Raw genomic sequence first — 11,661 nt, forward strand, 5'->3', positions numbered from 1 at the left:
TAGCCCCCTGAGCCAGGCGCAGCGCGCGCCTGGCAATGACATTCAAACAGGCGTACAACGCTTAACGTTGTACGTGTGCTCAGTGTTACTTGATGGTGACGGTGAAGTTCACATCCGCATTGGCCTCGCCGGCATCGACGGGGAAGCCAATCGAGCGGTAGTAGGCATAGAACGGAATAACAGTGTCGCCACTGGCGGCGAGGGGCATATCCGCCGATTGTGTGCCAGGAACCAGCAAGTTGGAGTTGCTGTCGCGTATGGCGATGGCAATATTGTCTGCAGCATTGGCTCCGCTTTTGATCGCGAAATAACTACCGCTTGAGTCTGCACTGCCGGCAAACAATACGTTGGCTTCGTTGCTGGTGCCTTTGCATTCCTGTTGGTCCGGGATTACGACGTTGAAGCGCTTGCCCACGCGTTCCTGGTTGGCGGCGGTGAAGCTTGCTGCAGGAACGCTGCCCATGTCTACGCTATTGCTCGCGCCATTGCCCGGATCGATGATGGTAATTGGGCAAGTGTCGGCAGTAATGCTGCCTTCAAAGTTGATGATGCCGGTGTTGGCAAATGCGGTATTCATAGCCGTTGCCGAAAGCAGGCCGAGCGAAAGCGCGAGAAGAGACTTCTTCATTAATGACCTCTGGTTTGATAGTGGAGTGTATGTGGCAATCATGCGCAAACTGACGAGCGTGGTTAGTTTGGGGCGTGACGCCGGTTGCAAGTGTAGGGGTGGGTGTTTTTAATGTGCAATACTGAATATTGCAGTGACTGCCAATTATTTTTTTCAAATAGGCGGATGCAGATTTTTATGTTGTATTTTCTGAAGAAGTTTAAGTGGGAAAGGAAGGCCGTGTGGGGGGCGGGTGAGTTGCAATCAGAATAGTTTGCAAGGTGGGGTAAATAAGGAGGCGGGGGTTTAACTGCTGAGTGACGGCCGGGTGTGAGAATTACGCCTCACGCAGGGCATGAGGCGTAATCAGGCTGGGCCGGTCAGTGCAAGTCACCCTGGCCTGGCAGGGCCAACAGTTTTTTTTCCAGGTGCCAGTCGAAGGGTTCATCATTTTGCTCGGCTTCATGGCGACGTTCTTCGAGCTGCTGATATAAGTCCAACTCATCGTCGGGCATGAAGTGCAGGCAGTCGCCGCCGAAGAACCACAGTAAGTCACGTGGCACCAGATGAGCGATCTGCGGATAGCGCTGGATGACCTGGCAGATCAGGTCCTGGCCCAGGTACTGACTCTCCAGAGGGTCTTGGGGCAGCAGTGTCAGCAGTTCGTCGAAGCGCTCGAGGAACAGGGCGTGGCTTTCTTCTGGCACCTGCTCGGCTTCGCCCAGGGCAACCAGGATGGTGCGCAGGTGATGCAGCAGTTGCAGGTGGTAGTCCAGGTGCGGGGTGGCCATGGAAGGGACCTCGGGGTGGCTGAAAACGGGGGCGGAGTATACGCCGGTCGGGGCCGCTGTGCGGCCCCTTTTGCCGATCGCTCAGCGCACCTTGCCTGTTGTCGGCAGCAGTTGCGCCTTGTCGAACGCATCCACATCGATCACTGCTCGCCGAGCCGTTTCGGCAGCATGAAGGCGCTGAGCCTCCGCAGGCTGAAGCACACCCGAGTCGACGGCAGCGTCAACCGCCAACTGCCCGGCTGCCGGTTGCACCTTGCCTTCCTTGAGCGCCTGGTGCAGGGCCTTGTGCAGGGGCGCTACGTCATCCAGCAGGTCGCTTGCCCGTTGCAGCGCCGCAACCGGATCGCCTTCTGCCTGGGGCCTGTAGCAACCGGCCAGCAGCTCTTCCAGTGCAGGGTCACCCTTGCTGCGGCCGATCAGTTCGGCTACTTCGGCATCCAGTTCATCACTGGGGCCGGTATGACGACGGCCGAACGGAAACACCAGCACGCGCAGCGCGCAGCCCATGAAGCGGTTGGGGAAGTTGTCGAGCAGACGGTCCAGCGCATTTTCCGCCTGGCCTAGACTCTCCTCCATCGCCCAGCGCAACAGCGCTCGCATGTGCTCTGGGGAGCCCAGATCGTGATAGCGCTTGAGCGCGGCAGAGGCCAGGTACAAGTAGCTCAGCACATCACCCAGGCGTGCGCTCAGGCGTTCGCGGCGCTTGAGTGCCCCGCCCAGCAGCATCATCGACAAGTCGGCCATCAGTGCAAAGGCTGCCGCCTGGCGGTTGAGGGCGCGGAAGTAGCCCTGGCTCAGGGCATCGCCCGGCACTTTTTCCAGGTGGCCCAACCCCAGTCCATACACCAAGGTGCTGGCCGCATTGCCGGCGGCGAACATGATGTGCTTCATCAGCAGTTCATCGAACTCGACCAGCGCCTGGTCACGGTCTTCGCGAGCGGCCAGTGCCATCTCCTTGAGTACGAACGGGTGGCAGCGGATGGCGCCCTGGCCAAAGATCATCAGGTTGCGCGAGAGGATATTGGCGCCTTCGACGGTGATGAAGATCGGCGCCCCTTGCCAGTTGCGCCCCAGGTAGTTGTTGGGGCCCATGATGATGCCCTTGCCGCCGTGTACGTCCATGGCATGCTGGATGCATTCGCGGCCACGCTCGGTCAGGTGGTACTTGAGAATGGCCGACAACACCGAAGGTTTCTCGCCCAGGTCCACGGCCTTGGCCGTCAGCAAGCGGGCGCTGTCCATCAGCCAGGCGTTGCCGCCGATGCGGGCCAGCGATTCCTGGATACCTTCGAAGGCGGCCAGTGGCACGTTGAACTGTTCGCGAATGTTCGCGTACTGGCCGGTCACCAGGCTGGTGTACTTGGCCGCGCCTGTGCCTACGGCTGGCAGCGAGATGGAACGGCCCACCGACAGGCAGTTCATCAGCATCATCCAGCCCTTGCCGAGCATGTCCTTGCCGCCGATGAGGAAGTCCAGGGGCACGAACACGTCCTTGCCACTGTTAGGGCCATTCATGAAGGCCGCGCCCAGTGGCAGGTGGCGCTTGCCGATTTCAACGCCAGGGGTATCGGTCGGGATCAGCGCCAGGCTGATACCGAGCTCTTCTTCTTCGCCAAGCAGATGGTCTGGGTCATAGGCCTTGAAGGCCAGGCCCAGCAGAGTAGCGACCGGGCCCAGGGTGATGTAGCGCTTCTCCCAGTTCAGACGCAGGCCGATGACCTCTTCGCCGTGCCATTGGCCTTTGCAGATGACACCCGTGTCAGGCATGGCGCCCGCATCGGAACCGGCCAGCGGGCCGGTGAGGGCGAAGCAAGGGATATCGTCACCGCGGGCCAGGCGCGGCAAGTAGTGGTTGCGCTGTTCGTCGGTACCATAATGCAGCAGGAGCTCGGCCGGGCCCAGTGAGTTGGGGACCATGACGGTGGAGGCCAGGTCGCCGCTGCGCGTGGCCAGTTTCATGGCCACCTGGGAGTGGGCATGGGCAGAGAAGCCCTTGCCGCCGTACTCCTTGGGGATGATCAGGGCGAAGAAGCCATGCGTCTTGATGTGCTGCCAGGCCTCGGGCGGCAAGTCCATGTCCTGGCCGATTTGCCAGTCACTGACCATGGCGCAGAGCGCTTCGGTCGGGCCATCGATGAAGGCCTGTTCCTCTTCGGTGAGTTTCGGCGCCGGGTAGGCGAGCAGGGTGCGCCAGTCTGGGCGGCCGCTGAACAGCTCGCCATCCCACCACACGGTGCCAGCATCGATCGCTTCGCGTTCGGTTTGCGACATAGGCGGCAAGGTGCGCTGGAACCATTTGAACACAGGGCCCGTGAATACCTTGCGGCGCCAGTCAGGCAGCACCAGCAGCGCGGTTTTGGCTGCGAGTATCAGCCAGATCACCGCTAGCAGCCAGCCGGGGGCCTTGCTGAAGATACCCATCAGCAGCGTATAGATGGCGATGATGCCGAGTATCTGCAAGGGCGGCAGGCGCCGGTGCGTGAGGTACGCAGCGCCGATCACCAGAACCACCAACCACAACAGCAACATAATCACTCCTCCTTGGAACCAGGGGCTAGAGCTAACCCACAGAGCTTAGACGCAACGCTATGAACGGCATCGTCAGAACAGTGACAGGGTGTGGCAGCAGGAGTTTCAGGGCATCGTCTGTCTATGCTGGTACAGGCGGCGCAGGTCTGGAGTAGACTTCAGCCCTCTGCACTCATAAGGACGTTGCCATGCTGAAGATCTGGGGCCGCAAGAACTCGAGCAATGTGCGCAAGGCGCTGTGGATCGCCCACGAGCTGGGCCTCGACTTCGAATCCATCGATGCCGGCGGCGCTTTCGGCGTGGTCAACGAGCCGCACTACCGTGCACGCAACCCCAATGGCCTGGTGCCGATGCTCGAAGATGGCGACCTGACCCTGTGGGAGTCCAATACCATCGTGCGCTACCTCTGCGCCGAATATGGCCAAGAGCAGGGTTGGTACCTGGACGACCCGCGGCAGCGGGCCCTGGCAGACAAGTGGATGGACTGGACCACCTCGTCCTTCGCCACCCCGTTCCGCCCGTTGTTCTGGGGCCTGCTGCGCACGCCTGAAGACCAGCGCGACTGGGTGGCGATCAACGCCGCACACAAGCAGTGCGCGCAATTGCTGGCGATTGCCGATGAAACCCTGGCCAGGCAACCCTACCTTTCCGGTGACCAGATCGGCATGGGCGACATCCCACTGGGTAGCTTCATCTATGCCTGGTTCGAACTGCCCATCGAACGCCCGGCCATGTATCACCTGGAGGCCTGGTACGCGCGCCTCAAACAGCGCCCCGCCTATCAGGCAGCGGTGATGACAGCGCTGACTTGAACCTGCCTCGATAGTCACTATCAATACACATGACTGTACTTGTGCGGCCAGCCCTAGCACCATGGCCGCACTCACTGCGCCAGTGATTTGCCCTGGCGTGTCCTGACCTTTTCACTCGGTACGTGACCCGCTATGAGTTCTGCCCTGTCCATTCGACAGCTGACCAAAACCTACGGTAATGGCTTCCAGGCCCTCAAAGGCATCGATCTGGACGTCGCCGAAGGTGACTTTTTCGCCTTGCTCGGCCCCAACGGCGCCGGTAAATCCACCACCATCGGTATTCTTTCGACCCTGGTCAACAAGACCAGTGGCACGGTGAACGTGTTCGGCCACGACCTGGACCGCGAGCCTTCTGCGCTCAAGCGCTGCCTGGGCGTGGTGCCGCAGGAATTCAACTTCAACCAGTTCGAAAAGACCTTCGATATCGTCGTCACCCAGGCCGGCTATTACGGCATCCCACCCAAGCTTGCCAGGGAGCGCGCCGAGCAGTACCTGACCCAGTTGGGCCTGTGGGACAAGCGCGACGTGCAGTCGCGTTCGCTGTCGGGTGGCATGAAGCGCCGGCTGATGATTGCCCGTGCGCTGATCCATGAGCCGCGCCTGCTGATTCTCGATGAGCCCACCGCTGGTGTGGACATCGAGCTGCGCCGGTCGATGTGGAGCTTCCTCACCGAGCTCAACCAGAAGGGCATCACGATCATCCTCACCACGCATTACCTGGAAGAGGCTGAGCAGCTGTGCCGTAACATCGGCATCATCGACCACGGCACCATCGTCGAGAACACCAGCATGCGCCAGCTACTGGGCAAGCTGCATGTCGAAACCTTCGTTCTCGACCTCAAGCAGGACCTGCCCGCCGCCCCTGCGCTACAGGGCTACCCGTGCCGGTTGATCACCCCGCATACCCTGGAGGTGCAGGTGGACAAGGACATCGGCATCACGGCGCTGTTCGGCCAGCTGGCGCTGCAGAACATCGAAGTGCAGAGCTTGCGCAACAAGACCAACCGACTTGAGGAGCTGTTCGTGTCCCTGGTGGAAAAAAACCTGTCGAAGGTGGCCGTATGAGTGTGGAACTGCGCACCAACTGGGTCGCCCTCAACACCATCGTCTACCGTGAAGTGCGGCGCTTCCTGCGGATCTGGCCACAGACCTTGCTGCCGCCAGCGATCACCATGGTCCTGTACTTCGTCATCTTCGGTAACCTGATCGGCCGGCAGATCGGCGACATGGGTGGTTTTACCTACATGGAGTACATCGTGCCCGGGTTGATCATGATGTCGGTGATCACCAACTCTTATGGCAATGTGGTGTCGAGTTTCTTCGGCAGCAAGTTCCAGCGCTCGATCGAAGAACTGATGGTGTCGCCGGTATCGCCGCACACCATTCTCGTCGGCTATGTGCTGGGCGGCGTATTGCGTGGGCTGGCAGTGGGGGTGATCGTCACGATCCTGTCGATGTTCTTTACTCACCTGCAGGTGCATCACCTTGGCGTCACTGTCGTCGTGGTGCTGCTGACGGCCACGATTTTCTCGTTGCTCGGCTTTGTCAACGCGGTGTTCGCACGTAACTTCGATGACATCTCGATCATCCCCACTTTCGTGCTGACGCCGCTGACGTACCTGGGCGGGGTGTTCTATTCGATCAACCTGCTGCCGCCGTTCTGGCAGGCCGTGTCAATGGCCAACCCGGTGCTGCACATGGTCAACTCGTTCCGCTACGGCATCCTAGGGGTGTCGGATATCAGCATTGGCACGGCGATCACCTTCATGCTGGTCGCCACTGCGGTGCTCTACACCCTCTGCATTCGCCTGCTGGTCAGCGGCCGCGGCATGCGTGCATGAGCATTTGAGCTTGCGCCGGCGCCACTGCCGGCCAACCCACCAGCGCCAGTACAGCATGGTGGTGAAGTAGGCGAGGATGCCCAGCACCACGCCGCACACCACCGAGCCCAGCAGGAAGGGTTGCCACACGGTCGACAGCTGGTCGGTGATCCATTCGAAGGTCAGTTCGTCGGGCAGTGTGCGCGGCGGGATCTGCAACAGCCAGGCGCCGGTCATGTAGGTGATGAAGAACACCGGTGGCATGGTCAGCGGGTTGGTCAGCCATACCAGGCTGACGGCGATTGGCAGGTTGCCACGTACCGGGATCGCCAACGCAGCGGCCAGCAGCATCTGCATGGGGATGGGGATCAGCGCTGCGAACAGCCCCACGCCCATGGCCCGAGCCACCGAGTGCCGGTTCAGGTGCCAGAGGTTCGGGTCGTGCAGCAATTTGCCGAAAAAGCGTAAGGATTTGTGTTCCCGAATGCTGGTCGGATCCGGCATGTAGCGTTTGAAAAGACGGCGCGGCATGTAGGCTCCCGGGGCGTTTATCGGGGCAGTATGCCTTGAATCCCTAACCGCCTCGTTTAGAGTTTGTGACAATTGTTGAGCAAGGTTTGCCAGCATTTGCGCTATGCCTCAGAAGGTCATTTCGCTTCTGGGGCTCTACCTTATGCGCACAGGGATGTTTGCGCTCGCACTCGGGCTGCTTTGCCTGGGTTTTCTTCCCGTATTGCCATCGGTCGGATGGCTGCTTGTGCTGTTGCTCGGCGCCGTCGCCAGCCTGTTCACCCGGTTGTGGCCATTGGGCTGCTTTGTGCTGGGGCTGTGCTGGGCGTGCTGGTCGGCCCAGCACGCGCTGGACGATCGGCTCGCGCCTGGGCTTGATGGCCGCACAGTGTGGCTGGAGGGCAGGGTAGCCGGCCTGCCGAGCCGCACCGCGCAAGGTGTGCGGTTCGAGCTGGAGCAGGCCGCTTCGCGGCGTGGCGCATTGCCACGGCGCTTGCAGCTGAGCTGGTACGACGGGCCGCCACTCAGGGCGGGCGAGCATTGGCGTTTGGCGGTGACCTTGCAGCGCCCTGTCGGGCTGCTGAACCCGCACGGGCCTGATCGCGAAGCGCAGTTGCTGGCCCGGCGGATTGGCGCCACTGGCACGGTCAAGGCTGGGCAGGTGTTGAGCGCAGTGGCCGGTGGCTGGCGGGACGAACTGCGCCAACGCCTGCTGGCGGTCGATGCCAACGGCCGGCAGGCGGCGCTGGTGGCGTTGGTGCTTGGGGATGGCGGGGGCCTGGCCCGCGAGGATTGGCAGACGTTGCAGGCCACGGGCACGGTCCATCTGCTGGTGATCTCTGGGCAGCATATCGGCCTGGTCGCGGGCCTGCTGTATGGCTTGGTCGCCGGGCTGGCGCGGTGGGGGCTTTGGCCCGCACGGCTGCCCTGGTTGCCCTGGGCGTGTGGCTTGGCCATGGCGGCAGCACTGGCCTATGGCTGGCTGGCCGGCGCTGGCGTACCGGTACAGCGCGCCTGCCTGATGCTGGCTGTGGTGCTGCTCTGGCGCCTGCGTTTTCGCCACCTCGGCGCCATGCTGCCGTTGCTGCTGGCGCTGGTCGCGGTGCTGCTGGTCGAACCGTTGGCGGGGCTGTTGCCTGGGCTCTGGCTGTCGTTTTCTGCCGTGGCCATTCTTATTTATTGCTTCAGCGCCCGGTTGGGCGGCTGGCGGCCCTGGCAGGCCTGGACGCGCGCGCAGTGGGTGATCGCTATCGGTTTGCTGCCGGTGCTGCTGGCCACTGGTTTGCCGGTGAGCCTGAGCGCGCCGCTGGCCAATCTGCTGGCGGTACCGTGGGTCAGCCTGGCGGTTTTGCCGTTGGCGTTGCTGGGTACGTTGCTTTTGCCCCTGCCGGGCTTCGGGGAGGCGCTGTTGTGGCTGGCCGGTGGCTTACTGGATGTGCTGTTCAGGGGGTTGGCCGTGGTCGCGGGCTGGCGGCCAGCCTGGGTGCCGCCGGCTCTGCCACTGTGGGCCTGGGCGTTGGTTGGCGTGGCCGCGCTGTTGGTGTTGTTGCCCCGTGGCGTGCCCATGCGCGGGTTGGGTGGGGTCATGCTGCTGGCCCTGTGGGTACCCAGAGAGCCGGTGGCGGCAAGGCAGGTGGAAGTCTGGCAGTTGGATGTCGGCCAGGGGCTGGCGGTACTGCTGCGTACCCGTCATCACAGCCTGCTCTACGATGCCGGGCCGGCCAAGGGTGAGTACGACCTGGGCGAGCGGGTGGTGCTGCCAACCCTGCGTAAGTTGGGGGTGGGCAGCCTTGACCTGATGTTGATCAGCCACGCCCACGCCGACCATGCGGGCGGTGCTGGGGCTATCCACCGTGGGCTGCCGGTCAGGCGGATGCTGGGTGGCGAGGCGCTGGAGGGCCTGGCGCTGCAACCATGTGTCAGTGGGGAGCAATGGGAATGGGATGGGGTGCGCTTTTCGCTATGGCGTTGGGCCGAAGGGCAAAGCAGCAATGACCGCTCTTGTGTGCTGCTAGTCGAGGCGCAGGGGGAGCGGCTGCTGTTGGCTGGGGATATGGAGGCGGGTGCCGAACGGTCATGGCTGGCGGCCCACGGGGCGACACGTATCGATTGGTTGCAGTCACCGCACCATGGCAGCCGTAGTTCGTCCACCGAGGCGTTTATCCGCGCTACGGCGCCGCGCGGGGTACTGATTTCGCGGGGGCGTAACAACAGTTTTGGTCATCCACATGCGCAAGTGGTCGAACGTTATCGGCGGCATGGGCTGGCGATTCATGATACGGCGGTGGACGGGGCGTTGCGGTTGGTGTTGGGGGCGCAGGGGGCGGTGGAAGGTGTGCGCGGGCAGCGGCGGTTTTGGCGGGGTGGGGAATGAGGCCCTGAAGCGCTACCGCTGAAAACCCGGCAGCCAATTCCCTGACCTTCGGCAGATGAGCCCCCTGCGCTCCTATGATAGAGTGGCGGCCTTTTTCCGAAGGGGCGTTTACTGTGTGGGAATTGGTCAAGTCCGGTGGTTGGATGATGCTGCCGATCATTCTGAGTTCCATCGTTGCCATGGCTATCGTCGTCGAGCGCCTGTGGACCCTGCGCGCCAGCCGCGTGACCCCGCCACACCTGCTGGGCCAGGTCTGGATGTGGATCAAGGACAAGCAACTCACCAGTGACAAGCTCAAGGCCTTGCGCGCCGATTCGCCGTTGGGCGAAATCCTCGCTGCGGGCCTGGCCAACTCACGCCATGGTCGCGAGATCATGAAAGAGTGCATCGAGGAGGCCGCGTCGCGCGTCATCCACGACCTTGAGCGCTACATCAGCACCCTCGGCACCATTGCCGCGATGGCCCCGCTGCTGGGCTTGCTGGGCACCGTATTGGGCATGATCGACATCTTCAGCGCCTTCATGGGCTCGCAGATGACTGCCAATGCCGCTGTGCTGGCCGGCGGTATCTCCAAGGCACTGGTCACCACCGCAGCGGGCTTGATGATCGGTATCCCGGCGGTGTTCTTCCACCGCTTCCTGCTGCGCCGCATCGATGAGCTGGTAGTCGGTATGGAGCAAGAGGCGATCAAGCTGGTGGAAGTGATCCAGGGCGACCGCGAAGTCGAAGTGGCCGGAGGCAAGGCGTGAAGTTTCGGCGCAATCGCCAGCGGGAGAACGTCGACATCAACCTGGCGTCGTTGATCGACGTGGTGTTCGTCCTGCTGCTGTTCTTCGTGGTCACCACCACCTTCACCCGCGAGACGCAACTGCGCGTCGAGCTGCCCGAGGCCGCCAGTGCCGAGCAGCCGCCGGCCGATGAGGGCAAGCGGGTGGAGATCACCATCAGCGCCGAGGGCGTGTATTCGGTGAACAACAACCTGCTGCCCAAGAGCGACCTGGCCACCTTGAGCGAGGCCATCGAGCAGGCGTCGGGCGGTGATCACAGTTTGCCGCTGGCGATCAGCGCCGATGGCAAGACCCCGCACCAGGCCGTGGTTACCGCGATGGATGCGGCCGGCAAGCTCGGCTTCAGCCAGTTGCGCATGACCACCGTCGAGGCCGCCCAGGGGACACCTTGATGGCCTTCGCCGACCGTTTGCTCGCTGCCTGGTACGCCGGGCATCCGGCGCTGGCGCTGCTGCGCCCGCTCGAAGCCCTGTACCGCCGTGTGGTGATGCGCAAGCGTGCGCGTTTTCTCAGGGGTGAAAGCGCCAGCTACCGAGCCCCGGTGCCGGTCATCGTGGTGGGCAATATCACTGTGGGCGGTACTGGCAAGACGCCGATGATCCTCTGGCTGATCGAGCATTGCCGAAAGCAGGGGCTCAAGGTCGGGGTGGTCAGCCGCGGTTATGGCGCCAAGCCCATGCATCTGCCCTGGCGCGTCGAGGCCGATCAGCGCGCCGAACAGGCCGGTGATGAACCGCTGTTGATCGTGCAGCGCACGGGCGTGCCGCTGATGATCGACCCTGATCGGTCCCGCGCCGTACAGGCGCTGCTGGCCAGCGAGCCGCTTGACCTGATCCTGTGCGATGACGGCATGCAGCACTACCGCCTGGCGCGCGACCTTGAGCTGGTGCTGATTGATGCCGCCCGTGGCCTTGGCAATGGGCGCTGCCTGCCGGCCGGGCCGCTGCGCGAACCGGTCGAACGCCTGCAAGAGGCCGATGCGGTGCTGTTCAACGGTGCCAGCGCTGACGCAGAAGCAGGTTTTTCCTTCCGCTTGCAGCCGTCCGCGCTGGTCAATGTGCGCAGCGGCGAGCGTCGCGGCCTTGATCTGTTCCCGGCAGGCCAGCGCCTGCATGCGGTGGCGGGTATCGGTAACCCGCAACGTTTCTTCAATACCCTGCTGGGGCTAAACTGGCAGCCAGTGCCGCACCCTTTTGCCGACCACGCACAATTCAGCGCCGACCGCCTGTCGTTCACACCGCCATTGCCGCTGGTGATGACCGAGAAGGACGCGGTCAAATGCCGTGCCTTCGCTGCCAACGACTGGTGGTACCTGGCCGTCGAGGCGCAGCCGTCGCCGGCGTTCAGCGCCTGGTTCGACAGCCAGCTGCAACGCTTGCTGCCTGGGCACCGTAAGCCCTGAGCCCCTAATCAATTGCCGGCCACTTGGC

Annotated in this window: 10 protein-coding genes and 1 pseudogene; 7 read left to right on the plus strand and 4 right to left on the minus strand. The window is 62.8% G+C overall.

The window, feature by feature from the left end; all coding sequences use genetic code 11:
* Nucleotides 1-85: 85 nt before the first annotated feature.
* The 3 genes from LOY26_RS07130 to LOY26_RS07140 all read right to left on the minus strand — a co-directional run bounded on the left by LOY26_RS07130 (nucleotide 86) and on the right by LOY26_RS07140 (nucleotide 3,927).
* Nucleotides 86-628: a fimbrial protein gene (locus LOY26_RS07130; RefSeq protein WP_186664067.1), complete on the minus strand. Its 543-nt coding sequence runs from the start codon at nucleotides 626-628 to the stop codon at nucleotides 86-88.
* A gap of 359 nt (nucleotides 629-987) precedes the next feature.
* Nucleotides 988-1,398, minus strand: a complete 411-nt coding sequence (locus tag LOY26_RS07135; RefSeq protein ID WP_186653738.1) for a PA2817 family protein — start codon at nucleotides 1,396-1,398, stop codon at nucleotides 988-990.
* An 81-nt stretch (nucleotides 1,399-1,479) separates the two neighbouring features.
* Entirely contained in the window at nucleotides 1,480-3,927 is a 2,448-nt protein-coding gene (locus LOY26_RS07140) for an acyl-CoA dehydrogenase (protein ID WP_258714530.1), read from the minus strand.
* 188 nt (nucleotides 3,928-4,115) lie between these two features.
* On the opposite strand from LOY26_RS07140, the gene LOY26_RS07145 reads away from it, so the two are divergent.
* The 3 genes from LOY26_RS07145 to LOY26_RS07155 all read left to right on the plus strand — a co-directional run bounded on the left by LOY26_RS07145 (nucleotide 4,116) and on the right by LOY26_RS07155 (nucleotide 6,580).
* A complete protein-coding gene (locus tag LOY26_RS07145) occupies nucleotides 4,116-4,739 on the plus strand; it encodes a glutathione S-transferase (RefSeq protein ID WP_033700589.1) in 624 nt (207 codons plus the stop codon).
* Nucleotides 4,740-4,871: 132 nt separating this feature from the next.
* Nucleotides 4,872-5,804 carry an ABC transporter ATP-binding protein gene (locus LOY26_RS07150; RefSeq protein WP_186653745.1) on the plus strand — a complete coding sequence of 311 codons (933 nt, stop codon included), beginning with the start codon at nucleotides 4,872-4,874 and terminating at the stop codon, nucleotides 5,802-5,804.
* Entirely contained in the window at nucleotides 5,801-6,580 is a 780-nt protein-coding gene (locus LOY26_RS07155; protein ID WP_033700586.1) for an ABC transporter permease, read from the plus strand. Before LOY26_RS07150 ends, LOY26_RS07155 begins: the two co-directional genes overlap by 4 nt.
* A 12-nt stretch (nucleotides 6,581-6,592) precedes the next feature.
* Here LOY26_RS07155 and LOY26_RS07160 read toward each other — a convergent pair.
* Nucleotides 6,593-7,090, minus strand: a pseudogene (locus tag LOY26_RS07160) (DUF2062 domain-containing protein); the annotation flags it as partial.
* Between the two features lie 142 nt (nucleotides 7,091-7,232).
* Here LOY26_RS07160 and LOY26_RS07165 point away from each other — a divergent pair.
* The 4 genes from LOY26_RS07165 (at nucleotide 7,233) to lpxK (ending at nucleotide 11,633) form a co-directional block, all read left to right on the plus strand.
* Nucleotides 7,233-9,443, plus strand: coding sequence for a DNA internalization-related competence protein ComEC/Rec2 (locus tag LOY26_RS07165; RefSeq protein ID WP_258714531.1), 2,211 nt, complete (start codon nucleotides 7,233-7,235; stop codon nucleotides 9,441-9,443).
* A 113-nt stretch (nucleotides 9,444-9,556) separates the two neighbouring features.
* Nucleotides 9,557-10,192, plus strand: a complete 636-nt coding sequence (locus LOY26_RS07170) for a MotA/TolQ/ExbB proton channel family protein (protein ID WP_033700585.1) — start codon at nucleotides 9,557-9,559, stop codon at nucleotides 10,190-10,192.
* Nucleotides 10,189-10,623: a biopolymer transporter ExbD gene (locus LOY26_RS07175; protein ID WP_186653751.1), complete on the plus strand. Its 435-nt coding sequence runs from the start codon at nucleotides 10,189-10,191 to the stop codon at nucleotides 10,621-10,623. Before LOY26_RS07170 ends, LOY26_RS07175 begins: the two co-directional genes overlap by 4 nt.
* A complete protein-coding gene (gene lpxK / locus LOY26_RS07180) occupies nucleotides 10,623-11,633 on the plus strand; it encodes a tetraacyldisaccharide 4'-kinase (RefSeq protein WP_186653753.1) in 1,011 nt (336 codons plus the stop codon). The genes LOY26_RS07175 and lpxK overlap by 1 nt, the downstream gene beginning before the upstream one ends.
* Nucleotides 11,634-11,661 lie beyond the last annotated feature (28 nt).

Source organism: Pseudomonas sp. B21-047, from assembly GCF_024748775.1.
Lineage (GTDB): Bacteria > Pseudomonadota > Gammaproteobacteria > Pseudomonadales > Pseudomonadaceae > Aquipseudomonas > Aquipseudomonas capeferrum.